At 68.6% G+C, this 26,732-nt stretch carries 25 protein-coding genes, 3 pseudogenes and 1 riboswitch; of the genes and pseudogenes, 14 read left to right on the plus strand and 14 right to left on the minus strand.

What is annotated here, in order from left to right; genetic code table 11:
• The first annotated feature begins 86 nt into the window (after nt 1–86).
• Nucleotides 87–656 (plus strand): alpha/beta fold hydrolase, encoded by a 570-nt coding sequence (locus tag K1X59_RS07075; RefSeq protein ID WP_183152287.1) that lies wholly within the window; start codon nt 87–89, stop codon nt 654–656.
• Nucleotides 657–660: 4 nt separating this feature from the next.
• Here K1X59_RS07075 and K1X59_RS07080 read toward each other — a convergent pair whose 3' ends face one another.
• The 4 genes from K1X59_RS07080 to K1X59_RS07095 all read right to left on the minus strand — a co-directional run bounded on the left by K1X59_RS07080 (nt 661) and on the right by K1X59_RS07095 (nt 2,760).
• Entirely contained in the window at nt 661–1,005 is a 345-nt protein-coding gene (locus tag K1X59_RS07080) for a LysR family transcriptional regulator (protein WP_183152288.1), read from the minus strand.
• 65 nt (nt 1,006–1,070) lie between these two features.
• Nucleotides 1,071–1,739 (minus strand): hypothetical protein, encoded by a 669-nt coding sequence (locus K1X59_RS07085; RefSeq protein ID WP_183152289.1) that lies wholly within the window; start codon nt 1,737–1,739, stop codon nt 1,071–1,073.
• A gap of 122 nt (nt 1,740–1,861) precedes the next feature.
• Nucleotides 1,862–2,161 (minus strand): Fe-S cluster assembly protein HesB, encoded by a 300-nt coding sequence (locus tag K1X59_RS07090; protein WP_183152290.1) that lies wholly within the window; start codon nt 2,159–2,161, stop codon nt 1,862–1,864.
• A gap of 107 nt (nt 2,162–2,268) precedes the next feature.
• The gene (locus K1X59_RS07095; protein ID WP_183152291.1) at nt 2,269–2,760 is read right to left on the minus strand and encodes a GNAT family N-acetyltransferase; all 492 of its coding nucleotides are present in this window, start codon (nt 2,758–2,760) and stop codon (nt 2,269–2,271) included.
• 108 nt (nt 2,761–2,868) lie between these two features.
• On the opposite strand from K1X59_RS07095, the gene K1X59_RS07100 reads away from it, so the two are divergent.
• Nucleotides 2,869–3,414, plus strand: a complete 546-nt coding sequence (locus tag K1X59_RS07100; protein ID WP_183152292.1) for a Dps family protein — start codon at nt 2,869–2,871, stop codon at nt 3,412–3,414.
• Nucleotides 3,415–3,420: 6 nt separating this feature from the next.
• Here the strand turns inward: K1X59_RS07100 and K1X59_RS07105 are convergent, their stop codons facing one another.
• Complete coding sequence (locus K1X59_RS07105; protein ID WP_183152293.1) at nt 3,421–3,957, minus strand: DUF6328 family protein; 537 nt, start codon at nt 3,955–3,957, stop codon at nt 3,421–3,423.
• Nucleotides 3,958–4,028: 71 nt separating this feature from the next.
• On the opposite strand from K1X59_RS07105, the gene K1X59_RS07110 reads away from it, so the two are divergent.
• Nucleotides 4,029–4,232 (plus strand): hypothetical protein, encoded by a 204-nt coding sequence (locus K1X59_RS07110; protein WP_183152294.1) that lies wholly within the window; start codon nt 4,029–4,031, stop codon nt 4,230–4,232.
• Nucleotides 4,233–4,254: 22 nt separating this feature from the next.
• On the opposite strand, the gene K1X59_RS07115 is transcribed toward K1X59_RS07110, so the two are convergent.
• Entirely contained in the window at nt 4,255–4,848 is a 594-nt protein-coding gene (locus K1X59_RS07115; protein ID WP_183152295.1) for a 1-acyl-sn-glycerol-3-phosphate acyltransferase, read from the minus strand.
• An 84-nt stretch (nt 4,849–4,932) separates the two neighbouring features.
• On the opposite strand from K1X59_RS07115, the gene K1X59_RS07120 reads away from it, so the two are divergent.
• Entirely contained in the window at nt 4,933–5,079 is a 147-nt protein-coding gene (locus tag K1X59_RS07120; RefSeq protein ID WP_183152296.1) for a hypothetical protein, read from the plus strand.
• Between the two features lie 34 nt (nt 5,080–5,113).
• On the opposite strand, the gene K1X59_RS07125 is transcribed toward K1X59_RS07120, so the two are convergent.
• The gene (locus tag K1X59_RS07125) at nt 5,114–6,592 is read right to left on the minus strand and encodes an MDR family MFS transporter (RefSeq protein WP_183152297.1); all 1,479 of its coding nucleotides are present in this window, start codon (nt 6,590–6,592) and stop codon (nt 5,114–5,116) included.
• Between the two features lie 161 nt (nt 6,593–6,753).
• Here K1X59_RS07125 and K1X59_RS07130 point away from each other — a divergent pair.
• Nucleotides 6,754–8,804: pseudogene (locus tag K1X59_RS07130) on the plus strand (ABC transporter ATP-binding protein).
• A gap of 16 nt (nt 8,805–8,820) precedes the next feature.
• On the opposite strand, the gene K1X59_RS07135 reads toward K1X59_RS07130, so the two are convergent.
• The 7 genes and pseudogenes from K1X59_RS07135 to K1X59_RS07165 form a co-directional block, all read right to left on the minus strand.
• Nucleotides 8,821–9,471 (minus strand): SDR family NAD(P)-dependent oxidoreductase, encoded by a 651-nt coding sequence (locus tag K1X59_RS07135; RefSeq protein WP_258567145.1) that lies wholly within the window; start codon nt 9,469–9,471, stop codon nt 8,821–8,823.
• Nucleotides 9,472–9,624: 153 nt separating this feature from the next.
• Nucleotides 9,625–10,551, minus strand: a complete 927-nt coding sequence (locus K1X59_RS07140; protein WP_244632487.1) for a glycosyltransferase family 2 protein — start codon at nt 10,549–10,551, stop codon at nt 9,625–9,627.
• Nucleotides 10,552–10,593: 42 nt separating this feature from the next.
• Nucleotides 10,594–11,730: a cysteine desulfurase family protein gene (locus K1X59_RS07145; protein WP_183152299.1), complete on the minus strand. Its 1,137-nt coding sequence runs from the start codon at nt 11,728–11,730 to the stop codon at nt 10,594–10,596.
• A gap of 5 nt (nt 11,731–11,735) precedes the next feature.
• The gene (gene nadC / locus K1X59_RS07150; RefSeq protein WP_183152300.1) at nt 11,736–12,587 is read right to left on the minus strand and encodes a carboxylating nicotinate-nucleotide diphosphorylase; all 852 of its coding nucleotides are present in this window, start codon (nt 12,585–12,587) and stop codon (nt 11,736–11,738) included.
• Nucleotides 12,587–14,110: an L-aspartate oxidase gene (gene nadB, locus K1X59_RS07155; protein WP_220174077.1), complete on the minus strand. Its 1,524-nt coding sequence runs from the start codon at nt 14,108–14,110 to the stop codon at nt 12,587–12,589. Before nadB ends, nadC begins: the two co-directional genes overlap by 1 nt.
• Nucleotides 14,107–15,443, minus strand: a pseudogene (gene nadA / locus K1X59_RS07160) (quinolinate synthase NadA). Before nadA ends, nadB begins: the two are co-directional and overlap by 4 nt.
• Complete coding sequence (locus K1X59_RS07165) at nt 15,440–16,156, minus strand: NrtR DNA-binding winged helix domain-containing protein (RefSeq protein ID WP_183152301.1); 717 nt, start codon at nt 16,154–16,156, stop codon at nt 15,440–15,442. The pseudogene nadA and the gene K1X59_RS07165 overlap by 4 nt, the downstream one beginning before the upstream one ends.
• A gap of 270 nt (nt 16,157–16,426) precedes the next feature.
• Between K1X59_RS07165 and K1X59_RS07170 the strand changes: the two genes are divergently transcribed.
• From K1X59_RS07170 to gcvP, 9 genes and pseudogenes are all read left to right on the plus strand, one after another.
• A complete protein-coding gene (locus K1X59_RS07170; protein ID WP_183152302.1) occupies nt 16,427–18,115 on the plus strand; it encodes an ABC transporter substrate-binding protein in 1,689 nt (562 codons plus the stop codon).
• 40 nt (nt 18,116–18,155) lie between these two features.
• Nucleotides 18,156–19,151: an ABC transporter permease gene (locus tag K1X59_RS07175; RefSeq protein WP_183152303.1), complete on the plus strand. Its 996-nt coding sequence runs from the start codon at nt 18,156–18,158 to the stop codon at nt 19,149–19,151.
• Nucleotides 19,144–20,124, plus strand: coding sequence for an ABC transporter permease (locus tag K1X59_RS07180; protein WP_183152304.1), 981 nt, complete (start codon nt 19,144–19,146; stop codon nt 20,122–20,124). The genes K1X59_RS07175 and K1X59_RS07180 overlap by 8 nt, the downstream gene beginning before the upstream one ends.
• Nucleotides 20,121–20,972, plus strand: coding sequence for an ABC transporter ATP-binding protein (locus K1X59_RS07185; protein WP_220174078.1), 852 nt, complete (start codon nt 20,121–20,123; stop codon nt 20,970–20,972). The genes K1X59_RS07180 and K1X59_RS07185 overlap by 4 nt, the downstream gene beginning before the upstream one ends.
• On the plus strand, nt 20,969–21,820 hold the full coding sequence (locus K1X59_RS07190) for an ABC transporter ATP-binding protein (RefSeq protein ID WP_258567146.1): 852 nt from the start codon (nt 20,969–20,971) through the stop codon (nt 21,818–21,820). Before K1X59_RS07185 ends, K1X59_RS07190 begins: the two co-directional genes overlap by 4 nt.
• Before the next feature lie 102 nt (nt 21,821–21,922).
• Nucleotides 21,923–22,017: riboswitch (glycine riboswitch) on the plus strand.
• A gap of 237 nt (nt 22,018–22,254) precedes the next feature.
• A pseudogene (locus K1X59_RS22800) lies at nt 22,255–22,904 on the plus strand (glycine cleavage system protein T); the annotation flags it as partial.
• Between the two features lie 63 nt (nt 22,905–22,967).
• Nucleotides 22,968–23,279, plus strand: a complete 312-nt coding sequence (locus tag K1X59_RS22805) for a glycine cleavage T C-terminal barrel domain-containing protein (protein ID WP_396652586.1) — start codon at nt 22,968–22,970, stop codon at nt 23,277–23,279.
• Complete coding sequence (gene gcvH / locus K1X59_RS07200) at nt 23,276–23,653, plus strand: glycine cleavage system protein GcvH (RefSeq protein ID WP_183152306.1); 378 nt, start codon at nt 23,276–23,278, stop codon at nt 23,651–23,653. Before K1X59_RS22805 ends, gcvH begins: the two co-directional genes overlap by 4 nt.
• A 61-nt stretch (nt 23,654–23,714) precedes the next feature.
• Nucleotides 23,715–26,549, plus strand: coding sequence for an aminomethyl-transferring glycine dehydrogenase (gene gcvP, locus K1X59_RS07205; protein WP_244632490.1), 2,835 nt, complete (start codon nt 23,715–23,717; stop codon nt 26,547–26,549).
• The last annotated feature ends 183 nt before the right edge of the window (nt 26,550–26,732 follow it).

Here is a 26,732-nt window from a genome sequence, read left to right on the forward strand (position 1 = left end):
CGGTTCGCGCCGCGGTCGGTCGCTGACGCCCGCCGTGAACGTCCGCCTGCGTACCTGACACCGACGGCACGAGGAGATTGACGCCGATGACCGAGACCCAGATCTTCGAGCCCGACGGCCGCGCGATCCCCTTCGTCGACGAGGGTGACGGGCCCGTGAAGCTCGTGCTGATCCAGGAGCGCGATGTGGCAGCCGATGTCCTCGGTGTCGTGGCGCACTACCTCGCCGAAGAGGCCGGTTTCCACGTCGTGCGGATCGGCCACCGTGCCGACGGCGCCGACGCGTCGATCGATGAACGCGTCGAAGATGCGCTCGCGGTGATCGACCACGTCGGCCTCGGCGACACCTGGATCGGCGGCCACGGCTTCGGGGGCACGATCGCACGGGCATTCGCTGTCGCCCACACCGACCGCGTGAACGGTCTGGCGCTGCTCGGCGTCGAAGACGACGACACCCCTCTCGCCCCCGTGATGCCAGTCCTGATCATCCAGGGCACCGAAGACGCGGACACCCCGTTCGTCAACGGCGAGCGTCTGCAGGCGACGGCCCCGGAGCGGGCGAGCGTGAAGAGCATCGACGGGGGAGCGCACCTGTTCCCGATGACGCACCCGATCGAGACGGCGGTCGTGATCGAGGAGTACCTCGACTGGGACTGAGCTGCTAGCGGCCCTGCCGCTTCTTGTACGGCTTCGGTTGTCCCTTCACCGCCGGCGCGCGGCCCTTGCCCTTCGATGCCTTCGCCTTGCCACCGCGAGGGGCAGGAGCGCTCTTCACGGGTTCGGGAGCTGTGGCGACCTCGGCCCTCGCCTCCTCGAGGAAGAGTTCGCCGACGTGGGTCAGACGCGTCTGACCGTCTCTGTGCACGAGCGGATGCCCCACCTCCGCCTCGAGCTTGTCGATCGAGGTGTACAACGACGCCAGGGGGATGCCGAGCTTCTCCGCCGCCCGAGGAAAATGCCGTTCGTCGGCGAGGACGACGAAACGGCGGAGCAGAGAGATCTTCACGGTGACCCTTCGACGGTGTGCCCTGGAGTGTAGGCACGCTCCAGGTTACGCGGTGCGCTGTCGGCTCAGAGGTCGCTGAAGTCGTTGGACGGGACGAGGATGCGCGTCACCGTATCGCCCTCGAGGACGAACAGCGTGAAGAGGATGCCGACGGACCCGGGGTGCGTCAGCGACTGTGTGCCCGGCACCTCTTGCCCTCCCAGGCCGAGGTCGGTCGCCGTCGCCGCATCCTGGTCGTCGGTCAGCGCCCAGGCGCCGGTGTCGACGAGCTCCGCCCTGGTCGAGCCGACGCGGAGACCCTCAGCCGTGCTCACCGGAATTCCGCTGATGTCCGCGGCAGTGATGGTGAGGGAGGCGGGACTATCGCGCTTGCTGTCCGCGAGAACCGAGAGACCATCCCAGTCGAAGCGCTGCAGAGTCGACGGCTCTCCGGGGAAGATCTCGACGGTCTCCGGTTCGGGAAGCTCTCCGGTCGACTTCTCGAGGAGCGCGAGGAGCGCCGTGGGGTCGTCGTAGTCGGCGCTGCTCGTGCCGGACGCATCGGTGGCGGTGATCCCGTCGAGCGACACCACCATCTGCGGGTCGACCTCAGGCGTCGGAGCGGGCGAGGACGACGTGGTCATCGGGGTCGGCTCTGCTGTCGGGGTCGGAGCTGCGGGCGCGGCCGGAGCGCAACCCAGGAGAAGGAGCGCCGAGGTGGCAAGCACCAGCGTCGGTGTGAGAGGACGTCGCATGGTCAGATGCTAGGGGCCCTGTCGCGGCATCCGAGACGCGACGCGACGTCGTCCCTGAATCGTGATGTGCAGACGCGACGGATGCCGCGGCCGAAGCGGCCGCGGCATCCGGAATCCTTCGGTCAGGCGACCTGCGGCAGGACCGCGAAGGACACGGACCCTTCGTCGTCCACACCCGCGTCGAGGATCTTGTCGTCGAGCGCGGCGACGGCCGACTCGTCGAGGAAGAGACGGGTGCCGGAGATCTCGACGACCTGGTCCTGGGGCTCCGGATCCGCGGTGACGAGCACGGCGAGGCGCGCACCGCCCTCCGCGTCCTGAGGTGCGGTCGAGTGGATGCGCAGGCCGGCGTCCGGCGCATCGGTCTGACGACTCACGAGGGTCGTCACGATGGCGGAGGCGTTGTCGGTGAGGGTGAGCACGAGACTCTCCTTCCGGTTGGGGCATGCCGCGGTCGCGACATGTCCGGGCTACGATGCCCGACACCGGCGACCCGCTCAACCCCCTTGCGCGGATTCGGAGGAGGCTCTTACCCTGCTCGCAGCTTCTTGCGGAGAAACACCTGCGCGGTGCCGTCGCCATCCGGGACGCGCTCGTGCTCCTCGTACCCGCATCTCTCGTACAGACGGATGTTCGCCTCGCTCAGGCTCCCCGTGAACAGCTCGGCGATCCCTGCACTGGAGGACCTCTCCGCGCTCTCCAGCAGCATGCGCCCGACGCCCTCGCCCTGGACGTCCGGGGCGATCGCGATCCGTCCGATGAGGAGCATGTCCTCCTTCTCGACGAACCTGATCGCGCCCACCAGGCGCCCGTCGATCCGCGCCGCCAAACCCGACTCCGAGCGGAGTTCCGCTTCGAGTTCGGCGAGTGTCTGTGTCAACGGCGGCATGTCCACGCTTCCGTAGATCTTCGCCTCCGAGACGAAGGCCGCGCGCTGAACGGTCAGCACTTCGCCGGCGTCGGCCTCGCTGAGGGGGGAGATCACGATCTCCGAGGAGTCTCTGCTCTGGTCGTCCGTCACTTCTGCGCCTTTCTGATCCTGTGCCACATTCGGGGCTGGCGCGTGCGGTGTCAACCCCCTCGATCCGTCGGAGGGCGCGGGCTAGCGTCGTGCGCAGGAGGACACACCATGGCTGAGAGCAAGACCACCAAGAAGAGCGGCAGCGCGTCGAAGGGCGCGGTCAAGACGACCAGGCAGCAGAACGCGGAGAAGGGCTTCACCGCCTCTTCCACTCTCGCGAGCAACCTGCAGTCGGTCCTCGTCGACCTGCTGGATCTCGCGATCCAGGGCAAGCAGGCGCACTGGAACGTCGTCGGCCGCAACTTCCGCGACACGCACCGTCAGCTCGACGAGATCATCGACGACGCTCGAGCGTTCAGCGACACGATCGCGGAACGCATGCGGGCGCTGCACGCCGTGCCCGACGGTCGCAGCGCGACGATCGCGAAGACGAGCTCTCTTCCGGAGTTCCCCGCCGGCGAGGTGTCGACCACGGAGACCATCGACCTGGTCACGGCGCGTCTGGAGGCGGCTGTGGCGACCGTGCGAGACGTGCACGACGCCGTCGACGAGGAAGACCCGACCTCGGCGGATCTCCTGCACGCCATCATCGAGCGGCTCGAGCAGTTCGCCTGGATGGTGAGCGCCGAGAACCGGAGCCCCGCCGGACGCTGAGCGTTCTCATCCGCGGGGGCGTGATCCGCCCCCGCGGGAGAGAGGCCTCCCCCGCATCACGCGGGGCAGCGCCACCCACAGCGACACCACGAGGATCAGTGCCGCGATGAGCGCGATGATCCCCGCGATGCGGCCGACCGTGAAGTCGACGATCAGAGTGGTCACGCCGATGGTCAGAGCACCGATCACCACGAGGTCGATCCTGACGATCCGGGCCGCGATGCGCACGAGATCGGGCTTGCGACGGTGTCCGAACAGCGCACGGTGCATCCCGACGGGTGCGAGAGCGAGGATGGTGGCCACGGCCGCCAGGGCGACCAGCACGACGTACACGTCGCGCTGGAGGGCGTCCATGTCGGTGAACCGCGGTTGGAAGGCGACGGCCAGGAGGAAGCCCGTGAGGATCTGGGTTCCGGTCTGCATGACCCGCAGCTCCTGCAGGAGCTCGTCCCAGTTCCGGTCCGCCCGTTCGTTAGCCGTCTCGTCGCGACCGTCGACGCGGTCGTCCATGTCGCGTTCTTCGCGCGGTCCTTCCGAAGTCATGAACACAGTGTCGTGCCGTTTCTCGGACGATGTCCAGACTCTTGCGACGACGGATCGAAAGGAGCTACCCCATGACGCTTCCACCGCTCAGGGAATGGTGGTCCGAGCTGTCGGATGACGCACGCGAGGACGTGCTCGACAGTGATTCACCCCACCTCGGCGAGGCCGTGCGGGAGGAGATCCGGGTCATCACGGGCGCGGTCGTCGGGATGGTCGAGTCCCTCACCGAAGACGACCTCGCATACGCGCGATCGCATGCGGGGGAGTCGGGCTGATCGCTCGTCGGTCGCGACGGACTCAGGCTCCCTCTGGCGGCGTCGCTGCAGAGGTCTCCTCGCGCAGGCGCGGCTCGGTGCGGCGCTCGGGGCGTACCCCGGCCTTGTCGGCATAGAAGGCGCGGATGCGGTCCATATCCGCCGCGACATCACCCGTCAGATCGAGGGTGGGGCCGAGACCGCTCGTCATCGTCGTCCGGTCGACGAACCCCAGAGTCACCGGCATGCCCGTCTCGCGCGCGATCCGGTAGAAGCCCGACTTCCAGTACTCGTTGCCGCCACGGGTTCCGTCCGGCGTGACGACCAGCCCGAAGACCGTACCCGCATGCACCTGTCCGACGACGTCTTTCACCACGCGAGCGGGATCCGCGCGATCCACCGGGATTCCGCCGAGCCTGCGCATGATCGGACCTCGCCATCCGTGGAAGAGACTCTTCTTGCCGAGCCAATGCACGTCGATGTCGAGCCGCCAGGCGATGGCGAGCATCAAGACGAAGTCCCAGTTCGACGTGTGCGGGGCGCCGACCAGCACGGTGGGTCGCGTCGGTGCCGCCTCACTCGCGAGCGTCCATCTGCTGAACGCCCAGAACACGCGGGCGAGGGTTCGTTTGAGCATGGATCAACCGTAGAGGAGAACGGCTGTCGATCCGCTGGCGGCCGGTGCGGCGCCACCGCCTCTCCGCAGGCGTACGATCGAGGGATGAAGAAGACGCAGCAGGACTCCGTGCAGCAGGATGCGCCCTCCGGGCTGCAGCCGCTGCCCGATGCTCTGAACCTGCTCGAAGGCGACGCCGCAGGCTACTGCAGCAACGGCGTCTGCCACTTCCCCGCCCCGAAGGCCGAGTAAGCGGCAGACGCCGTCTTCTGCGAGCTCTGCGCGGTCAGTGACCTCCGTGGAAGCCTTCGCCGGCGTCGTCGGCGGGCTTACGGACGAACGGGCTCAGCGCCACCGCTGCAAGCGAGATGATCGCCGCGATCAGGAACGCCATGCGCGCCCCCGGGGCGCCGGCGACGGCCTGCGACAGTCCTTCGTCTTCGCCCGCGTGCAGGATCGCCGAGTAGGTGACCGTGAGCAGGGCCACACCGGCTGCCCCGCCGACCTGCTGCAGCGTGTTCAGCACGGCGGAACCGTGTGAGTACAACGAGCGCTGCAGCGAACCGAGCGATGCGGAGAACAGGGGAGTGAACGACATCGCGAGTCCGACCGACATGGCCGCCTGCACGATGATCAGCACCCACCAGACCGTGTGCTCGCCGACCGTCGAGTAGAAGAACAGCGCGGCCGACACCAGGATCGTGCCGGGGATCAGCAGCGGGCGTGTGCCGCGAGCGTCGTACAGCCGCCCCATCACCGGACCGAGCAGACCCATCAACACGGAGCCGGGGAGAAGGATCAGACCCGACTCCAGCGGATTGAGCCCCGCGACGTTCTGGAGGTACTGCGGGAGCAGCGTCAGCGTGCCGAACATCGACAGCGCCAGGATGGTCATGATGACCACCGAGAACGTGAAGTTGATCGAGCGGAACACACGCAGGTCGAGCAGGGCGTCGTCGACGCGCTGCAGGGCGAGCTGACGCCAGACGAACAGCGCGAGGGAGATGGCGCCGACGACCAGAGCGATGATGCCGGTGGTCTCGCCCGACCCTCCCTCGCCGCCGAACTGGCTGAGGCCGAACACGATGCCGCCGAAGCCGAGCGCTGCGAGAGGGATGGAGAGGACGTCGAGGGGAGCGACGCGCGTCTCGCCGAGGTTCGTCATCCACTTCACGCCCATGAACAGGGAGATGAGCGCGATGGGGAGGATGATCGCGAACAACGCCCGCCAGTTGAGCGTCTCGAGCACCGCGCCGGCGATGGTCGGGCCGAGGGCAGGGGCCAGCGAGATGACGAGGCCGACGCGGCCCATCATGCGTCCGCGGGACTGCGGCGGGACGACGTTCATGATCGTGGTCATCAGCAGCGGCATCATGATGCCGGTACCGGCGGCCTGGATCACGCGGCCGACCAGCAGCACACCGAAGCCGGGCGCGACGAGGGCGACGAGAGTACCCAGCGAGAACGCGATCATCGCGGCGATGAAGACCTGTCGCGTCGTGAAGCGCTGCAGGATGAACCCGGTGGTGGGGATCACGACGGCCATGGTGAGCATGAACGCGCTGGTCAGCCACTGCCCGAGCTCCGGCGGGATGCCGAGGTCGGCGTTCAGATGCGGGATCGCGATCCCCATCGTGGTCTCGTTGAGGATGGCGACGAAGGCGGCGACGAGCAGCAGCCAGATCACGCGCATGTCCTTGCGGGGGATCTCGCCCCCTGCCGGTGCGGGGGTCGTCGAGAGCGAGCCGGTATCGACGGCAGACATGGGCGGCCTCCTGGGCGAAGATGAAACGGAAGTATCGCGAGAGTTCGCAAGAGTCCTTCAGCGTAACGGCGACCGACGACATTTCATTCCGAACTCACAGAAATCCGCTGAGGGCGGATGCGCACCGCCTCGATGTCGCCGAGGCTGAGTACGCTGGCGCCATGAGCATGGGCGGTGGACAACGGGGCGGTGGCTTCCGCGGGGTCGATGAAGACGCGCAGCGGAAGCTGAACGCAGAGGCACCGCGCATCAGCGGTCTCGGCGCACGCGTGGTCTCCCTGTTCCGTCCGTACCGTTGGCGCATCCTGTTCACGGGCATCCTCGTGGTCGCGGGAGCCGCGATCGCCGTCATCCCGCCGCTGATCGTGCAGCGCATCTTCGACGATGCGCTGTTCCCCGTCGCGGGGGGAGGTCCGCACCTGGAACTGCTGGCGTGGCTCGTGGGCGCGATGATCGGCCTCTTCCTGCTCTCCGCGGTCCTCGGCGTCGCGCAGACCTGGCTGACGTCGACGGTCGGCAACAGCGTCACCGGCGATCTCCGCGTGAAGCTGTTCGAGCACCTTCAGGCGATGGAGCTCGGATTCTTCACCCGCACGAAGACGGGCGTCATCCAGTCGCGGCTGCAGAACGACGTCGGCGGGGTGTCCGGCGTGCTCACCAATACCGTCACCAGCATCCTCGGCAACGTCGTGACCGTCGTCGCCTCGCTCGTCGCGATGATCCTGATCGACTGGCGGCTCACGCTCATCGCGGTCGTCATGATGCCGTTCCTGATCTTCGTGCAGCGCAAGGTCGGTCAGGTGCGCGCACGGATCGCCGGCGAGACGCAGGAGTCGCTGTCGGAGCTCACCTCCATCACGCAGGAGACGCTGAGCGTGTCGGGGATGCTGCTGTCCAAGGCGTTCAACCGTCAGCGCACGGAGTCGGAGCGCTACCAGGCCGAGAACCGCAACCAGGTGGTGCTCCAGGTGCGCAGGGCGATGAGCGGGCAAGGGTTCTTCGCCGTCGTCCAGGTGCTCATGGCCAGCGTCCCCGCAGTGATCTACCTGGTGTCGGGCTATCTGATCGCCGGGGGGAGCGGGGCCATCACGGCGGGAACCGTGGTCGCGTTCACCACCGTGCAGGCGCGCCTGTTGATGCCGCTCATGGGGCTGATGCGCGTCTCGCTCGATCTGCAGACCTCGTCCGCGCTCTTCGCCCGCATCTTCGAGTACCTCGACCTGGTTCCCGAGATCGAAGACGCGGCCGACGCGATCTCCGTCGACGAGGCGCCGGGCCCCCGGGGGCGCATCGAGTTCGCCGACGTCGTCTTCCGCTACTCCGACGCGTCGCCCGACGCGCGGCCGACACTCGACGGTGTCTCGTTCATCGCGGAGCCTGGCACGCACGTCGCCTTCGTGGGTCCCTCCGGTGCGGGGAAGACCACCATCCTCTACCTCGCCCCACGGCTCTACGAGGCGAAGGGCGGGGCCGTGCTGTTCGCGGGCGCCGACGTGCGGACGCTCACCCAGGAGTCGATCATCGACCACGTGGGGATCGTCTCGCAGGAGACCTATCTTTTCCACGCGACGATCCGCGACAACCTGCGGTACGCCAAGCCCGACGCGACCGAGGACGAGCTCATCGCGGCGTGCACGGCCGCCAACATCCACCACATCATCGCCGGGTTCGAGCACGGATACGACACCGTGGTCGGTGAACGCGGCTATCGCCTCTCCGGGGGCGAGAAGCAGCGCATCGCGATCGCCAGGGTCCTGCTCAAGGACCCACCCGTCCTGCTGCTCGACGAGGCGACGTCGGCGCTCGACACCGTGTCGGAGCGGGTCGTGCAGGAGGCGCTCGACGAAGCGGCGAAGGGGCGCACGACACTGTCCATCGCACACCGGCTCTCCACGGTCATGGGCGCCGACGTGATCCACGTGCTCGAGGCCGGACGCATCGTCGAGTCGGGCACACACGCCGAACTCCTGGCGCACGGGGGCTGTATGCGGAACTCGCGGCCGAACAGGTCGCGGCCTCGCGGGTGCTCGACACCGAGGCCTCCGTCGAGCAGGCGCTGGTCGGAGACGGTCGTGCAGCGTTCACCGACCGGCGGGCGGACAGGGCCCCTGTCGACTCCGCCGGCGCCGACGCCGTCGCCGCGATCACCGCCGCCGTGCCGCTGCTCGCCGAGCCGCGCCCGGACGAGAGGATCTACCCGCCGGAGCCGTGAGCGCCGTCCGGCGCGCTCAATGCACCGACAGCCCGCCATCGACGAAGAGCGAGTGCCCGGTGACGTAGGCCGAACCGGCGCCGGCGAGGAACACCGCAGCGCCGGCGAAGTCCTCCGGGAGGCCGTTGCGCCCGATCATGGTGCGTGCCGCGAGCTCGGCGATCTTCTCCGGGTCCTGCTGGAGGCGGGCGTTCAGCGGGGTGAGCACGAATCCGGGCACCAGGGTGTTGCTCGTCACGCCCGTGCCGCCCCACGCCTCGGCCTCGGAACGCATGAGCGATTCCACCGCGCCCTTGGAAGCGCCGTACACGCCGCTGCCGACGAACGCGCGGTGCGCCTGCTGCGAACTGATGTGGATCAGCCTGCCGTACCCGCGCTCGGCCATCCCGGGCGCATAGCGCTGCCCGAGCAGGAAAGGTGCGAGGGCGTTCACCGTCATCGTCGCGTCCCAGTCGTCTTCGGTGATCTCCGCGAACGGTGGACGGATGTTGATGCCCGCCGAGTTCACCAGGATGTCCGGCTCGCCGAAGGTCACGGCGGCGGCTTCGGCGAGGGCGCGGATCCCTGCTCTGCTGCCGAGATCGCCCACGACGCCGGCGACACGGCAGCCGTGCGCGCGGAGTTCGTCGACGGTCTCCTCGATGCGGGCCTCGCCGCGGGCGACCACGACCGTCGCGGCCCCGGCACGTGCGAGCGCGGTGGCGATCCCCTGCCGATGCCGGAGCTGCCGCCGGTCACGACCGCGGTGCGTCCTTCGAGCGAGAAGAGAGAAGCGAGGTAATCGTTCATGGGAGATCCAGGTGTGTCGGGGCGGTAGGGGTCACCACGCCAGCGCGGCGGCGATGTCGGGGTCGGGCGAGGCGTCGGCGAATTCGGGGAGGGCGTGGAGCTCGCGGATGAAGGCGTCGACCTCCGCGGCATACGACGGATCGGCGTGCGTGTCCGCGATCTCGCGCAGCGGGGCGATGTCCATCGCCAGGATCAGTTCGAGGCGGGCGATGACCGCGTCGCGCGCCCCGTCTTCCTGGAGCACGCGGATGCCCCCTCGCAGCGCCGCGAGGTAGTCGCGCAGCACCGTCAGCTGTGCCTTGCTCTGCGTGATCGAGGTCCCGTCGGCGCGGAGCCGCCAGTGCACGACGACGTCCGGGATCACATCGAAGGCGCGCGCCCGCGTGTACATCGACTGCGCGATCACCTGGTCTTCGTACGCGACGCCCTCGGGGAAACGGAGATCCTGCCAGAAGTCGGTGCGGCTCACCTTCGACCACGCGACGATGTTCGACACCGCGTGCGGGTGTGCGGCGAGCGTGGTGCCCAGACGCTCCGGCGAGGTCGCAGCCGCCACCCACGGCTGCACACGTCCGGCGACGTAGGCATCGCCTCGAGGTCGTGAGCGCACATAGGCGGCGGCGACGAAATCGCTTCCTGTCCGTTCGAGGGTGCCCGTCATCCGCGCGAGCGCGTCGGGGAGCAGCACATCGTCGCCGTCGAGGAACCCGAGGTACGGGGTGTCGACGTGCTCGATGCCCACGTTGCGGGCGGCGCCGAGTCCCCGCGAAGCCTCGTGGTGGATCATCCGGAACCGTCCGTCGGCAGCGGCCGCATCCGCGAAGACGGCCCCCGTGTCGTCGGTCGAGCCGTCGTCGATGAGGATCGCCCGCCAGCGCTGCTCGGTCTGCGCGCGGAGGGAGTCGAGAGCGGCAGGGGCGAAGGCGGCGATATCGCGACCGGGGACGATCAGCGTCACGATCGGGGGGGGGCGGTCACCAGCCGAGTCTATGGCCGTGCATCATCCTCGGGCCGCGCGCACAGACTCCGCGACGAGGGCAGCGAGACGCTCAGGGGCGTCGGTGGGCAGCGCCTCCCGCCCGAAGCTGAAACGGACGGCGGTCTGTGCGACCTCCGCCGGCACGCCACAGGCGAGGAGCACATGCGAGGGGTCGTCGCTGCCGGCGGCGCAGGCCGAACCGCTCGACGAGATGACTCCGCGGCGCTCGAGTTCGAGCAGGACCGACTCGCCACTCGTCCCGGCGAAGGTGAAACTCGCCGTCGCCGGGAGACGGTGATCGCGGTCCCCGGTCAGCGCGGCATCGGGGACGCCATCGAGCACCAGCGTGATGAACCGCGCCGTGGTCGAACCCACGAGCGACGACACCGTCTCGCGTTCCCGGTCTGCAAGCTCCAGGGCGGTCGCGAGCGCCACGGCCCCCGCGACGTTCTCGGTACCGGAGCGTCGCCCCCGTTCCTGACCTCCGCCGTGCAGCACCGGTTCCACGGGCACACGCCCACGCACCGCCAGCGCTCCGATGCCCTTGGGTGCGCCGAGCTTGTGCCCGGCGATCGACACGGCATCCGCGCCGAGGGCGTTCAACGCGAGCCAGCCGGCGGACTGCACGGCATCCAGGTGCAGCGGCACCCGAGCCGCACGGGTGACGGCTGCCAGCGCTGCCGCATCCTGCACCGTGCCGATCTCGTTGTTGGCATGACCGATCGAGACCAGAGCGGTGTCTTCTCTGATCGCGGCGGACAGCGCGTCCGGTGCGATCCGGCCGCGCGGATCCACGGGCAGGGTCGTCACCTCGACGGCGTGGAAGCGGCGCAGGTACTCGGCGGACTCGAGGATCGACTCGTGTTCGATGGGCGAGATCACGAGGTGTCGTCGGCCGCTGTCCAGTGCGGCGAGCACGATGCCCTTGACGGCGAGGTTGTTCGCCTCGGTGCCGCCCGCCGTGAACACGATGTCGCCCGCCCGCATCCCCAGCACGCGAGCGACCCGTGCGCGCGCGTCGTCGAGCGCGCTCGCTGCCGCTTCACCCGCCGTGTGATGGCTAGACGGGTTTCCGAACACTCCGGTGAGGGAGGGCTGCATCGCCTCGAGCACCTCCGGGCGGACCGGGGATGTCGCGGCATGGTCGAGGTAGAGCACGGTGCTCAGTCGATCCGGAGGTCGAGGCCCAGATCGAGGGCGCGCGCGGAGTGGGTGAGCGCCCCGACCGAGATGACGTCGACGCCGGTGCGGGCGATCTCGCCGACGGTCTCGAGAGTCACCCCGCCTGACGCCTCGACCGTGGCACGAGCGTCGATCAGCGCGACGCCCTCCCGCAGTTCGGAGGGGGAGAAGTTGTCGAGCAGGACGGTGTGTGCGCCGCCCTCGAGGACGGCCGGGATCTGGTCGAGCCTGTCCACCTCGACCACGACGTGCGTGGTGTGCGGCAGCCGCGACAGCGCATCGCGCAGGGCCGTCGCGAGGTCGAGTCCCGACCGTGTGAGGACGGCCAGGTGGTTGTCCTTCGCCATCACGGCATCCGAGAGCGAGTGACGGTGGTTGCGTCCGCCGCCGGACTCGACCGCATGCCGCTCGAACGCCCGCAGTCCCGGCGTCGTCTTGCGGGTGTCGGCGATGCGGGCGCCGGTGCCCTCGACCGCGGCGACATAGGCCGCGGTGAGCGTCGCGATCCCGCTCATCCGCTGGGTGAAGTTCAGGGCCACGCGCTCCGCCGTGAGGATGCTGCGTGCCGAACCGGCGACCGAGGCGAGGACGTCGCCCGGCGCGAACTCGTCTCCGTCCCCGACGTGCATGTCCACGGTGAGCTGCGGGTCGGTCAGGGTGAACGCGGCGGCGAAGACCTGGCCGCCGCTGAAGACGCCCGCTTCTCGCGCGACGAGGTCGGCGGTGGCCGTCGCCTCGACAGGGATCAGGGTGGTGCTGGTGAGGTCGCCCCACGGGGCATCTTCGTCCAGGGCGGCTTCGACGGCGCGGTTCAGGGTTGCGCGGGTGAGCATCAGACGGTCTCCAAGATCGAGGGGAGGGTGCCGGTGGACGCGAGATCCGTTTCGGCGGCGGCATCGACGCGATGGTGGGCACCCACCGAGGCCGTGCGGGCCAGGGCGGCCGAGGCGGTCGCTCGCGCGAGGAGCAGCAGATTCGCGTCCTCGTGCTCGGCGGTCGTGATCGGAGCGGGGGTGGCGGCCGCCCACCCCTGCAGGGTGCGGAGGGCGCGCGCGAGTCCGTCGCCGGTGCGCAGCAGTCCGACCTCGGCCCACATCAGCTCCTGCAGCGCGCTGCGGTCGAAGGCGGAACGCGCGTCGCCGACGTCCTCCGGTGCGCGATCGGCCGGAGCGGGCGTCTCGCGGAGGATCGCCCGCCAGGGCTGGTCCAGGGCGGACGCGGCGCGCGCGCCGAAGACAGCACCTTCCAACAGCGAGTTCGAGGCGAGCCGGTTCGCGCCGTGCACCCCGGTGCGTGCCACCTCGCCGACCGCGAAGAGCCCAGGGATGGTCGTGCGGGCGTCGAGGTCGGTGACGATGCCTCCCATCAGGTAGTGCGCAGCGGGAGTCACGGGGATCGGATCACGCGACCAGTCGAATCCCCGCTCCCGCGTCACCCTGTCGATGGTCGGGAACCGGGTGGCGAGTCGTTCGGCCCCCAGCATCGTGGCGTCGAGTCGCACCGGTGCGCCCTGTGACGCCGCCTGCCTCGCTATCGCGCGGGACACGACGTCGCGCGGAGCGAGTTCGCCGTCGGGGTGGCTGTCGAACGCGAATCGACGACCGGTGTGGTCGAGGAGCGTCGCTCCCTCGCCGCGCACCGCCTCCGAGATCAGGAACGCCGGACCGGTCGCCAGGATCGTCGGGTGGAACTGGACGAACTCCAGATCCGCGACAGCCGCTCCGGCCCGGAGAGCGGCCGCGATGCCGTCTCCGGTGGTGCCGGCGGGGTTCGTCGTGTGCGCGTACAGGTGGCCGGCGCCACCGGTGGCGAGGATCACGGCGTCGGCGGGGAGTGCGGTATGGGCCGTGCCGATCAGCAGGCGGACGCCACGCGCGGTGCCGTCCGTCAGGACGAGATCCGTCAGCAGGGCGCGCTCCACGATGGCGATGGACGTGCCCCGGACTGCGGCGACGAGGGCCGCCGCGATCGCCGCCCCTGTGGCGTCCCCTCCGGCGTGGACGATACGTGCGTGGCTGTGCGCGGCCTCCCGCCCGAGCTGCAGCCTGCCGGACGGCGTCCGGTCGAATGCGACGCCGCGGGCGATCAGCTCGGCGATCCTGGACGCCCCGTCTTCGACCAGGACGCGCACGGCCTCAGGGTCGGAGAGACCCGCGCCGGCCTCGATCGTGTCGTCGGCGTGCTGCTGCATCGAATCCTCGGGGCCGTATACCCCGGCGACGCCGCCCTGGGCGAGACCCGTGCATCCGTCTCCGAGCCGCCCCTTGGTGACGATGGTCACGGCGTGTCCGCGCTCGTGGGCGTGGAGCGCCGCGGTGAGCCCGGCGATGCCGGAGCCCACGACGACGACCTTCATCGCACGCCGGCGGGCACCGGCGGCTTCGCCGCGAGCATCCGCTCCAGAGCGACCCGCGCCGGGTCGGCGACGTCGCCGGTCACCGTGATCCGGTTCGGGGTGCGGCCGGCGACCAGCTCCTCGAGCACCCAGGCGAGGTAGCCGGGATGGATCCGATACATCGTCGAGCACGGGCACACCACCGGGTCCAGACAGAAGATCTCGTGTTGCGGGTACTGTGCCGCGAGCCGGCGCACGAGGTTGATCTCGGTGCCGATCGCGAAGGTCGTCGGTTCGGCAGCCTCATCGATCGCGCGACGGATGTACTCGGTGGAGCCGGATTCATCGGCGGCGTCGACGACCTCCATCGGGCACTCCGGGTGCACGATCACCCGGACGCCGGGGTGCTCGGCGCGTGCCTGATCGATCTGATCGACGGTGAAGCGCCGATGCACCGAGCAGAAGCCGTGCCAGAGGATCACGCGGGAGTCGACGAGATCGGTGGCCGTCGAACCGCCGAGCGCTCGCCGCGGGTTCCACATCGGCATCTGCTCGAGCGGCACGCCCATCGCCTTGGCGGTGTTGCGCCCGAGGTGCTGGTCGGGGAAGAACAGCACGCGCCGTCCGCGCTGGAACGCCCACTCCAGCACGGTCTGCGCGTTGGACGAGGTGCACACGATCCCGCCGTGTCGCCCGACGAAGCCCTTGATCGCTGCCGAGGAGTTCATGTAGGTCACGGGGATCACGGGGACGCGCCCCTCTTCGTCGGGGGCGTCGAGGTCGCCGAAGACGTCCTCGAGCTGTTCCCAGCAGTCCTCGACCTGATCGATGTCGGCCATGTCGGCCATCGAGCACCCGGCCGCGAGATTCGGCAGGATCACCGCCTGCTCCGGCTTCGACAGCAGGTCGGCCGTCTCGGCCATGAAGTGCACTCCGCAGAAGACGATGGCCTCGGCGTCCGCTCTGCCCTTGGCTGCCGTAGCGAGTTGGAAGGAGTCGCCCACGTAGTCCGCGTGCTGCACGACCTCCTCGCGCTGGTAGAAGTGCCCGAGGATCACGACCCGGTCTCCGAGGGTGGCTTTCGCCGCACGGATGCGTCGGTCGAGGTCCTCTTCCGACGCCTCGCGGTACTCGACGGGGAGCTCGCCCTGTCGGGGGCGCCGGTGGGGATGACGTCGCCCATCGACGAGCCGGGGCCGTAGCCGGGGCGGCTGTCGAAGTCCCAGGGCCCGGCGGCGAGGTCGGTGGCGCAGGTGGCGTCGGTCGAGGCCCCGGTGACGATCGCCTGGATCGCGTGATCCACGGAGGGGTCCAGCGGCGGGACGGCGGGAGCGGGTACGAAAGTGATGCTCATCGGGTGCTCGTTTCTTCGGGGCCGAGGGGGCCGCGATCGGCCAGCTCGACATCGGTGTTGTCGCGGTACAGACGTGCAGGACGGTGGCTTCCGGTGCGGAACCGCTCGGTGGGGAGCAGGTTGCCCGCCGCCTCGACCTGGCGTCGGAAGTTCGCGGGGTCAAGGTTCCGTCCGAGGATGGCCTCGTAGGCCTCTCGGAGTTCGGCGAGTGTGAACTCCGCGGGGAGGAACCCTTGCGCGACGCGGCTGTAGCCGACCTTGTTGCGCAGTCGCCAGAGGGCGTAGTCGACGATCTTCGAGTGATCGAACGCGAGGTGCGGCAGCTGGTCGACGTCGAACCACTGCACATTCTCCGGTGCTCTTCCGGTCGCGCGGTGTGCGGCGATCTGCGCGGTCACGTCGTCCTGACGGAGAAGAGCCCAGTACACGATCGAGACGACCCGGGTGGGGGAGCGGTCCACGGCGCCGAAGGCGTAGAGCTGCTCGAGGTAGCTGGGGGCGAGTCCGGTCGTCTCGGCGAGCGTGCGTGCGGCCGCGTCGACGGGTGATTCGGCAGGCGTCAGCCAACCTCCGGGGAGTGCCCACTGCTGAGCGAAGGGTTCGCGGGTGCGCAGCACGAGGGGGAGTGCGAGCACCGCGCCGCCGTCATCGGTACGCCGCAGCGTGAGGATGACCGTCGAGACGGCGACCCTGATGTCACTGCTTCGAGTCATAGACACCTTAACCTCCGTTCTCGATCTTAGTGTCATTCGGACCCTTAGGGGTTCCTTGTGACGCATTTCGGCGTCGAGTCCGAAACGTTATCTCCGGGGCGCGGGAACGCTTGTCTCCCCGTGGAGGGGTTTGTTAGGTTACTGTCCTAACAAACCCCTTCGGGAGTGGCCAGCGGTCGCCTCGCAGGGCCCACGAACCCCGCTTCCGGGGTTCTGCTCCATCCGGAGCGATCCCTCCTGCAGTGCAGCACCGAGAGGAAACAAGAGAAAATGATCCGAAACGGAAGGCGCAAGATTGCGCTCACCGCGATTGCCGGAGCATCCGTCCTCGCCCTGGGCCTCACCGCCTGTGGTGGCGGAAGCGACAGCGGCGACGCCGACGGCGATCGGGCCCTGCGTGTCTGGGCCGGCAGCCAGACGCCGATCGCCGCGAACTACAACCCGTTCGCCCCGACCGTGCTCCACGGCGCGCTCGGGCCGATCTACGAACCGCTGTTCTTCTACAACAAGACGGCGGACTCCGAGCCGGTCGGCCTCATCGGCGACTCGTTCGAGTACAACGAAGACGGCACGGTGATCACGGTCACCATCAAGCCCGACCTCAAGTGGAGCGACGGCGAGCCTCTCACCGCGAAAGACGTCGCCTTCTCCTTCAACTACGAGGCCAACAACCCCGAGGGCAACGGCCTGGTCTCGGCGGAGGCCACCGACGACACGACCGTGGTGCTCACCTACGCCTCGGCGCAGTACACCACCGAGTTCCAGCGCATGGGCTCGAGCTACATCCTCCCCGAGCACATCTGGAAGGACGTGAAGGACTTCGCCGACTTCACGAACGAGGAGCCCGTCGGCTCCGGCCCCTACGTCGTCGACAAGACCACGAGCGAGTCGTACACCCTCGTCGCGAACGAGAACTACCGCGACGCGGATGAGCTCGGCGTCAAGAAGGTGCAGTACATCGCGGTCGACAACAACCAGACCGCTCAGGACCTGCTCGCCGCCGGCAAGCTCGACTGGACCGGCATGTTCATCCCGAACCCGGACGACGTGACCGGCAACGGCAAGATCGAGTGGATCAACACACCGCAGGACCCGACGGTGCTGTACACCTGCTCCAACGCCGAGCTCGGCTGCACCGGACCGCAGACCGACGTCGCCGTCCGTCAGGCGGTCAACGTCGCGATCGACCGCGCGACGATCAAGGACAAGGCGTTCGTCGGACTCACCGGTGACATCTCGCCCGCCTTCACGCTGCTCCCTCGCGATGAGAAGTGGCTCGCCGACCCCGCGAACGAGGTCAGCCCCCAGGAGGCCGACGCCGCCGAGGCGGGAGCGATCCTCGAAGCCGCCGGCTACACGAAGGGCTCCAGCGGCATCTATGAGAAGGACGGTGTCCCGCTCGAGATCACGCTCACCTCGGTCGACGGCTGGACCGACTACAACGACGCAGCGAAGCTGATCGCCGAGCAGGCGGAGGCCGCCGGCATCAAGATCACGGCGTCGACCGTGCAGTGGCAGGAGTTCTCCGACTCGCGTCAGGGCGGCGAGTTCCAGCTGATCGTCGGCGGCGTGATCGGCACATCCGTCGCGGACCCGTTCCAGATCTACCGTGACTGGTTCGGCGGAACGGCCGTCGAGTCGACCAGCCCGGTGGGCACCGAGGTGCCGGCAGGCCGCTGGAACTTCAGCCGCTACAGCAACCCGACGGTCGACGCGGCCATCCAGTCGGCCATCAGCACGAACGACGAGGCGACGAAGAAGGAGCTCTACGCGACGATCCAGACCGAGATCGCGCGCGACCTGCCGTACATCCCGCTCGTCATCAACGCCACGCAGACCTTCTACAACACGAAGGACTACACGGGCTGGCCGACCGAGGAGGACCTGTACGCCTTCCCGCCGTCCTGGGGTGCGATCGCGGCAGGTTACGTCCTGACGCAGTTGCAGCCGGTCAAGTAGCGAGAGGAGCCGGGGAAGAGGGAAGTCAGGAAACAGTGACATGAAGTTCTATGCACGAAGAATCGGGTTCTACGCGTTCACGCTCTGGGCCGCGATCTCCATCAACTTCCTTCTTCCCCGGCTCATGCCGGGGAACCCGGCGGATATCATGATCGCCAAGATGCAGCGGGCCGGCGGCGACGTCTCCGAGACCACGATCCGCAACATCAAGCTCCTGCTGGGGGGAGACGACTCCTCCCTCTGGGACCAGTACCTGGCGTACTGGGGCCGGATGTTCCAGGGCGACCTCGGCGTTTCCGTCACGAAGTTCCCCACCCCGGTGGCCGAGCTCATCGCAGGGGCGCTGCCGTGGACGCTCGTCCTCGTCGGCACCGCCACCGTCATCTCGTTCGTCCTCGGCGTCGTCCTCGGCGCCTGGGCCGGATGGAAGCGCGGCACCTGGGTCGATCACCTGATCCCCGCGACCACCGTCCTGCAGTCGATCCCGTACTTCTGGATGGCTCTGATCCTCGTGGCCGTGTTCGCGGTCGGTCTGGGGTGGTTCCCCATCTTCGGGGGCTACGACGTGTTCGACTTCCCGGACGGCCCCGAGCCGACCTGGGCGTTCTTCTCCGATGCCGTCGCGCATTCGCTCCTCCCCGCGATCACGATCGTGATCAGCTCGGTCGGCGGCTGGATGTTCGGGATGCGCAACATGATGGTCTCCACGCTGGCCGAGGACTACGTGCTCACGGCCGAGGCCAAGGGCCTGCGACCGCGGCGCATCATGACCACGTACGCCGCCCGCAACGCCGCGATCCCCTCGATCGCCGGCTTCTCCATCACGCTCGGCTTCGTCGTCGCCGGCTCCATCGTCATGGAGCAGGTGTTCACCTATCCCGGCGTCGGCAAGCTGATGTTCCAGGCCGTCACCAACAACGACTACGCACTCATGCAGGGGCTGTTCCTCGTGATCACGATCACGGTGCTGGTCGCCAACTTCTTCATGGACCTCGTCTATGGCTTCATCGACCCGAGGGCGCGCCAGAATGTCTGACACGAAGAATCCGCTCCTGACCCAGGAGCCTCCGACCACCGCCCCCGCGAGCACGATCTCGCTGGCCACGCAGCGGCTGGACCGCAAGCGCCGCCGCATCCTCCCGAGCACCTCCCCGAAGTTCATCGTCGGCGCGATCCTGGTCCTCGCCATCGTGCTCTTCGCGATCGTCGCGCCGTTCTTCACGCAGAACCCGCGCAGCACCGACAACCCCGCCCTCGCCGCCCCGTCGGTGGAGCACTGGCTCGGCACGACCAAACTCGGCAACGACGTGCTCGCCCAGCTCGCGGTCGGCGCGCAGGGCTCGCTCCTGATCGGCGTCACCGCCGGCGGCATCGCCATCGTGCTGTCGCTCCTGTTCGGTGTCCTCGCGGGATACCTGGGCGGCTGGCGCGAAGACATCCTGGCGTTGCTCACGAACGTGATGATCGTGATCCCCGGTCTTCCGCTCGTGATGGTCATCGCCTCGTTCGTCCCGCAGCGCAGCTGGCAGCTCGTCGCGTTCGTGCTCGGTATCACTTCCTGGGCCGGCGCCGCGTACGTGCTGCGCCTGCAGACCCGGTCGCTGCGCACCCGCGATTACGTGTACGCCTCGAAGGTCGCCGGCGAGAAGTCGCTGCGGGTGATCCTCGTCGAGATCATGCCCAACCTGCTTCCGCTGCTGACGGCGCAGTTCCTGTTCGCGATCATCTTCGCGATCCTCGGAGAGGCAGGACTCTCGTATCTGGGCCTCGGTCCGAACTCGTCGATCACGTGGGGTTCGATCCTCAACGACGCACAGTCGGGGCAGGCTCTCGGACGCGGTGCGTGGTGGTGGTTCGTCCCACCGGGCATCATGATCGCGATCCTCGGAGCCGGGCTCGCACTCATCAACTTCGCGATCGACGAGGTCATCAACCCGAAGCTGCGCAATGCGCCCGATGCGGCCCGTCGTGTGCGCAAGGCCGCCAAGACCAAGGGGGTCACCGCATGAGCGAGCCGGTGCTGACGGCCAGGAACGTGTCGATCGAATACGAGGTGGACCCGCCGGTGAAAGCCGTGCGGAACGTGTCGTTGACGCTGCACCGCGGCGAGATCCTCGGGCTCGCGGGGGAGTCCGGCTGCGGCAAGACGACGCTCGCGTACGGGATGAACCGCCTGCTCAAGGCCCCGGCGCTGATGACCGAGGGCGAGATCGTCTTCCACGACCGCGACGGGCACGACGTCGACATCGTCGGCCTCGACGGCGAAGGGCTCCGTGCCTTCCGTTGGGACAAGATCTCGATGGTGTTCCAGGGGGCGATGAACTCCCTCAACCCGGTGATCAGCGTCAAGGCGCAGATCTTCGACATCTTCGACACGCATCGTCCGGGGATGAGCAGGAAGGCGAAGACGGCGCGCGCCGAGGAGCTGCTCTCGCTCGTGGGCGTCGATCCGAACCGGCTCACGAGCTTCCCGCACGAGCTGTCCGGCGGTATGCGTCAGCGCATGATGATCGCGATGGCCCTGGCGCTCGATCCGCAGGTGATGATCATGGACGAGCCGACCACCGCGCTCGATGTCGTCGTCCAGCGGGGCATCATCCGCGAGATCATGCGGTTGCGGGAGAAGCTCGGCTTCGCGGTGATCTTCATCACCCACGACCTGCCCATGCTGATCGAGATCAGCGACCGGATCGCGGTCATGCTGCAGGGGCGGATCGTGGAGGAGGGGACGGCGGAGGAGATCTACCGCACCCCGCAGCACGAGTACACGAAGCGGCTGTTGTCGAGTTTCCCGTCGCTGACGGGTGAGCGGGGCGACTTCGTTCGCACCGGAGTGAGCCAGGAGGGCGTCCGATGAGCGTTGCCATGCCGACCGCGACCCTGGAGGCGCGGAATCTGGTCAAGGACTTCTCCCTGCGCTCCGGGTTCCGCACGAGCATCCTGCACGCGGTGAAGGATGTGTCGTTCACGATCGAGGCCGGGAAGACCGTCGCGCTGGTGGGCGAATCGGGGTCGGGGAAGTCCACGATCGCACGCATGCTGATGAAGCTGGAGACGCCGACGGGAGGGGAGATCCTGCTCGACGGCAAGCCGTCGGGGACGCGGGGGCACGCACTGGAGCGGTACCGGTCGGACGTGCAGATGGTGTTCCAGGACCCGTTCGCGTCCTTGAACCCGTTCCACACGATCGTGCATCACCTGGAGCGTCCGATCCGCCTCCACCAGCCGGAGCTCTCCCGAGCACAGGTCAGGGAACGCGCCGTCGAACTGCTCGAGCGTGTACGGCTGACCCCCGGCGAGAGCTTCGCGGAACGCCGCCCGCACGAGCTGTCGGGAGGGCAGCGGCAGCGTGTGGCGATCGCACGTGCGCTCGCTCCCGGCGCCCGGTTCATCGTGGCCGACGAGCCGGTGTCCATGCTCGACGTGTCCATCCGCCTCGGCGTGCTGAACCTGCTGGCCGATCTGCAGCGTGAGGAGAACCTCGGCGTGCTGTACATCACGCACGACCTGGCGACGGCCCGGCACTTCTCCGACGAGATCATGGTGCTGTACAAGGGCGACGTCGTCGAGCGGGGGCCGGCCGACGAGGTCATCCTCAACCCGCAGCACGAGTACACCAAGACGCTTCTCGGCGCCGCGCCGGAGCCGGAGAACCTCGGCCGCCTCCGCGACGAGGTCCGCGCCGAGCTCGCCCTCGACGTCTGACCTCGGGTCCCGCGTCGGTCGCGCGTCGAAGAGTATGTCGAGGCGGACGCGGATACGAGGGAGCGACCGGCTAGACTGAGCGCACAACTGAAGACAGGCCGAATGACCCCCGCGGGAGAGCCCCGGCGAACGCAGCCGGGCACCGAAGGAGCAAGCCTCCCCGCCAATCTCTCAGGTATGCGTACCGCGCGGTTCCGGCCACTCTGAAAAGCGATCCCGAGCGAAGCGACGGATCCGCCGACGGTGAAAGCCCCGCATCTGTGCACGGGCGAAACTCTCAGGCCCATGACAGAGGGGGAGTTCCGAGGTATGGCGATGCCGTCATGCCGCCCGCATGCACCCGGGAGAACTCCATGTCCGATCCTCGTTACACCCCGCTCCGAGAACGCCACGAGTCCCTCGGCGCATCGTTCACAGACTTCGGCGGCTGGCAGATGCCGGTCCGGTACACCTCCGACCTCGCCGAGCACCACGCCGTGCGCCGGAGCGCCGGGATCTTCGACATCTCGCACATGGCCGAGTTCACGGTCCGCGGCGGTGCGGCCGGCGAGTTCCTCGACTACGCGCTCGCGGGGCGCCTGTCGGCGCTGCCCGTCGGCAAGGCGAAGTACTCGCTCCTGCTCGCCGAGTCCGGCGGGATCATCGACGACGTCATCGTCTACCGCCTCGCCGACGACGACTTCCTCATCATCTCCAACGCCGGCAACAGGGAGGCCGTGTCGGCAGCGCTCACCGCCCGCGCCGAAGGTGCCGATGTCGTGGTCGAGGACGTGTCGGACGCCTACGCCCTCATCGCCGTGCAGGGGCCGCAGGCCGAGGCGGTCCTCGCAGCGACCGACGAGATCACCGACGTGAGCACGCCGTGGTCGGAGCAGAAGTACTACGCCTGGGCGTCCGCGCGATTCGCGGGCGAGCCGCTTCTGCTCGCCCGCACGGGCTACACGGGGAGGACGGCTTCGAGCTCCTCGTCCCCGCCGCGCGCGCCGAGGCGTTGTGGGACGCCCTCCTCGCCGCGGGAGAGCCGCGCGGGCTGGTCCCGGCGGGCCTCGCCGCCCGCGACACTCTGCGCCTCGAGGCCGGAATGCCGCTGTACGGACACGAGCTCACCCTCGAGACCGTACCGGCCCAGGCCGGACTCGGACGCGTCGTGGTGACCGCGAAGGAGCGGTTCGTCGGCAAGGATGCGATCGAACCGGCACCCGATGCGCCGGTGCTGGTCGGACTCGTCGCCGAGGGCAAGCGTGCCGGGCGAGCCGGATACGCCGTGGTCGATGCCGGTGGTGCGACGCTCGGAGAGATCACCAGCGGTGCGCTCAGTCCGACGCTCGGCCATCCGATCGCGATGGCCTATGTGCATCCGTCTTCCGCTGCGGACGGAACCGCAGTATTCCTTGATGTGCGGGGGACCAGCATCCCCGCGACCGTGACCGCCCTGCCTTTCTACCGGAGGACCAAATGACCGACCTCAACGCACTCCACTACACCGATGAGCACGAGTGGATCGCCGCGGACGGCGGCACCGTGACCATCGGCATCACCGACTACGCCGCGGAGAAGCTGGGCGACGTCGTGTTCGTCGAACTGCCCGCCGTCGGTACCGAGGTCACCGCAGGATCGGTGGTCGGCGAGATCGAGTCGACCAAGTCGGTGGGCGAGCTGTACGCTCCGGTGTCCGGCACGGTCGTCGAGATCAACGACGCGGTCGTGGACGACCCGTCTCTGGTGAACTCCGCCCCGTTCGAGGGCGGCTGGCTCCTCAAGGTCGAGGTCGCCGACGGCGCACTCGACGGACTGCTCGACCGCGACGCCTACGTCGCTCTCACGGAGGGCTGATCTCCCCGTGGTAGCTTTCGCCGATCGTCATATCGGACCTACAGACGCCGCGCAGCGCACGATGCTCGACGCGCTCGGCATCGACACCTCGGGAACGGATGAGGCGCTGACCCCGGTCGAAGAGCTCATGCGCCAGGCCGTGCCCGCGTCGATCTACACGGGCCCGTCGGATGCCACGTCGCTGATTCCGGTGGCGGCGAGTGAGACCGAGGCTCTCGCCGAGCTGCGCAGCCTCGCGTCGCGCAACACCGTGAACCGCCCGATGATCGGTATCGGCTACTACGGAACCATCACGCCGCAGGTGATCCAGCGCAACGTGCTGGAGAACCCGTCCTGGTACACCGCGTACACCCCGTACCAGCCGGAGATCTCGCAGGGGCGCCTGGAGGCGCTCATCAACTTCCAGACCATGGTCGCCGAGCTCGCGGGGCTCACCACGGCCAATGCGTCGATGCTCGACGAGTCGACGGCGGTGGTCGAGGCCATGCTGCTCGCTCGGCGCGCCTCGAAGTCCTCCTCGAACGTGTTCGCGGTCGACGCCGATGCGCTCCCGCAGACCGCGGCGATGCTGGCCACGCGCGCGCAGGCGCTCGGGATCGAGCTCGTCACAGTCGACTTCTCGGCGGGCGAGGAGCTGCCGGAGAGCCTGTTCGGCGTCTTCGTGCAGTATCCCGGTGCATCCGGTCGGGTCTGGGACCCGTCGGCGGTGTTCGACGCCGCGCATCTCGCCGGTGGTCTCGCGGTCGCGGCGGCCGACCTGCTCGCCCTCACGCTGATCGCCTCACCGGGTTCGCTCGGCGCCGACGTCGCCGTGGGCACGACCCAGCGCTTCGGCGTGCCGATGGGCTTCGGCGGTCCGCATGCCGGCTACATGGCGGTGCGTTCCGGGCTCGAGCGTCAGCTCCCCGGGCGCCTCGTGGGTGTCTCGGTCGATGCCGGCGGCAAGCCGGCGTATCGGCTGTCGCTGCAGACACGCGAGCAGCACATCCGGCGTGAGAAGGCGACATCGAACATCTGCACCGCCCAGGTGCTGCTCGCCGTGATGGCGTCGATGTACGCCGTGTATCACGGACCTGACGGGCTGCGGGCGATCGCCTCCGCAGCGGCGACCAAGGCGGCCCTCCTGCGCGACTGGCTGACCGAGGCCGGTGCCGAGGTGGTGCACGAGTCCTTCTTCGACACGCTCACGGTGCGGGTTCCCGGTCGGGCGGCCGAGCATGCCGCGCAGGCCCGTGACGGCTACGGCATCCTGCTCAGGGTGGCCGACGCCGACACGATCGGCATCTCGGTCGACGAGACCACGACGGTGGCGGAGCTGCACCAGGTGTCGATGGTCTTCGGCGGCGCGCAGGAGCGCGTTTTCGGGTTCTCCGACGGTGCGGACGCCCTGCCTGCGGAGCTGCGCCGGCAGGATGAGTTCCTCACGCACCCGGTGTTCCACGCGCATCGGAGCGAGACCGCAATGATGCGGTACCTAAAGAGCCTCTCCGATCGGGACTACGCCCTCGACCGCGGCATGATCCCGCTGGGTTCGTGCACCATGAAGCTCAACGCCGCCACCGAGATGGCCGCCATCACGTGGCCGGAGTTCGCCGGCATCCACCCGTTCGCCCCGGCGGCCGATGTGCAGGGATACCTCGAGCTCATCGACCAGCTCGAGGGCTGGCTCGCCGAGGTGACCGGGTACGACGCCGTCTCCCTGCAGCCGAACGCGGGTTCGCAGGGGGAGCTGGCAGGGCTTCTCGCGATCCGGGGCTACCATCACGCGAACGGCGACCAGCACCGCACGGTGTGCCTGATCCCGTCGTCGGCGCATGGCACGAACGCCGCATCCGCTGTCCTGGCAGGCATGAAGGTCGTCGTCGTGGCGACCGACGAGCTCGGCAACGTCGACCTCGACGACCTGCGCGCCAAGATCGCGCTGCATGCCGATGACCTGTCGGCCCTCATGATCACGTACCCCTCGACGCATGGCGTCTACGAGGAGCAGGTCGTCGAGATCACGAGCGCTGTCCATGACGCGGGAGGGCAGGTCTACGTCGACGGCGCCAACTTGAACGCGCTGCTCGGCTACGCGCGTTTCGGCGACCTCGGCGGCGACGTCTCGCACCTGAACCTCCACAAGACGTTCGCCATCCCGCACGGTGGCGGCGGCCCCGGCATCGGTCCGGTGGCGGCGAAGGCCCACCTCGCACCGTTCCTGCCGTCGCACCCGCTGGCGCAGCGCGCGGAGCATTTCGGCGGCTTCACGTTCGACGGCGGGGTCATCTCGGCAGCGCCGTACGGTTCCGCGGGAATCCTGCCCATCTCGTGGGCGTACGTGCGCATGATGGGGGCTGACGGACTGCGTCGTGCCACGGCAGCAGCCGTCCTCTCCGCGAACTACATCGCCGAACGCCTCGGCTCGCATTTCCCCGTGCTGTACACGGGCGAGAACGCGCGTGTCGCGCACGAGTGCATCCTCGATCTCCGCCCGCTCAAGGAAGCAACCGGGATCACCGTCGACGACGTCGCCAAGCGCCTGATCGACTACGGGTTCCATGCGCCGACGATGTCGTTCCCGGTCGCGGGCACCCTCATGGTGGAGCCGACGGAGTCGGAGGATCTCGACGAGATCGAGCGGTTCATCGAGGCCATGATCATGATCAAGGCTGAGGCGGATGCCGTGGCGGCCGGGCGCTGGCCCGCCGACGACAACCCGCTCGTGCATGCTCCCCACACGGCGGTCTCGCTGATCGCGGGGGAGTGGAATCACGCCTACACGCGGGAGGACGCCGCATATCCGGTTCGTGCACTCGTCGCGGGCAAGTATTGGCCTCCGGTACGCCGCATCGATCAGGCGTATGGCGACCGCAACCTCGTGTGCGCATGCCCTCCCATTGAGGCATTCGCCTGAGTTCGTGCTCGTCTGAGCAGACGGCGCCGCGCTTCCGTGCAGGAGGCGCGGCGCCGCGCGTATTTCCGCCTGTTTCGGGGAAATTACGGATGGTCACCACTCAGTAACAGTTCGTTAGCTGAGGACGGCGGCGGCGATACCCCGGGTTACGCTCAGGTATCCCTGCGTGCTCGATGGTGAGCG

The sequence above is a fragment of the Microbacterium sp. Se5.02b genome (assembly GCF_019464375.1).
Classification (GTDB): domain Bacteria; phylum Actinomycetota; class Actinomycetes; order Actinomycetales; family Microbacteriaceae; genus Microbacterium.

Bases quoted from the DNA above. Each gene is read 5' to 3' on its own strand.
- K1X59_RS07075 (WP_183152287.1), top strand. From the start codon at position 87: ATGACCGAGACCCAGATCTTCGAGCCCGACGGCCGCGCGATCCCCTTC.
- K1X59_RS07085 (WP_183152289.1), bottom strand. From the start codon at position 1,739: ATGCGACGTCCTCTCACACCGACGCTGGTGCTTGCCACCTCGGCGCTC.
- K1X59_RS07100 (WP_183152292.1), top strand. From the start codon at position 2,869: ATGGCTGAGAGCAAGACCACCAAGAAGAGCGGCAGCGCGTCGAAGGGC.
- K1X59_RS07105 (WP_183152293.1), bottom strand. From the start codon at position 3,957: ATGACTTCGGAAGGACCGCGCGAAGAACGCGACATGGACGACCGCGTC.
- K1X59_RS07110 (WP_183152294.1), top strand. From the start codon at position 4,029: ATGACGCTTCCACCGCTCAGGGAATGGTGGTCCGAGCTGTCGGATGAC.
- K1X59_RS07115 (WP_183152295.1), bottom strand. From the start codon at position 4,848: ATGCTCAAACGAACCCTCGCCCGCGTGTTCTGGGCGTTCAGCAGATGG.
- K1X59_RS07120 (WP_183152296.1), top strand. From the start codon at position 4,933: ATGAAGAAGACGCAGCAGGACTCCGTGCAGCAGGATGCGCCCTCCGGG.
- K1X59_RS07125 (WP_183152297.1), bottom strand. From the start codon at position 6,592: ATGTCTGCCGTCGATACCGGCTCGCTCTCGACGACCCCCGCACCGGCA.
- nadC (WP_183152300.1), bottom strand. From the start codon at position 12,587: ATGCTCACCCGCGCAACCCTGAACCGCGCCGTCGAAGCCGCCCTGGAC.
- nadB (WP_220174077.1), bottom strand. From the start codon at position 14,110: ATGAAGGTCGTCGTCGTGGGCTCCGGCATCGCCGGGCTCACCGCGGCG.
- K1X59_RS07165 (WP_183152301.1), bottom strand. From the start codon at position 16,156: ATGACTCGAAGCAGTGACATCAGGGTCGCCGTCTCGACGGTCATCCTC.
- K1X59_RS07170 (WP_183152302.1), top strand. From the start codon at position 16,427: ATGATCCGAAACGGAAGGCGCAAGATTGCGCTCACCGCGATTGCCGGA.
- K1X59_RS07175 (WP_183152303.1), top strand. From the start codon at position 18,156: ATGAAGTTCTATGCACGAAGAATCGGGTTCTACGCGTTCACGCTCTGG.
- K1X59_RS07180 (WP_183152304.1), top strand. From the start codon at position 19,144: ATGTCTGACACGAAGAATCCGCTCCTGACCCAGGAGCCTCCGACCACC.
- K1X59_RS07185 (WP_220174078.1), top strand. From the start codon at position 20,121: ATGAGCGAGCCGGTGCTGACGGCCAGGAACGTGTCGATCGAATACGAG.
- K1X59_RS07190 (WP_258567146.1), top strand. From the start codon at position 20,969: ATGAGCGTTGCCATGCCGACCGCGACCCTGGAGGCGCGGAATCTGGTC.
- gcvH (WP_183152306.1), top strand. From the start codon at position 23,276: ATGACCGACCTCAACGCACTCCACTACACCGATGAGCACGAGTGGATC.
- gcvP (WP_244632490.1), top strand. From the start codon at position 23,715: ATGCTCGACGCGCTCGGCATCGACACCTCGGGAACGGATGAGGCGCTG.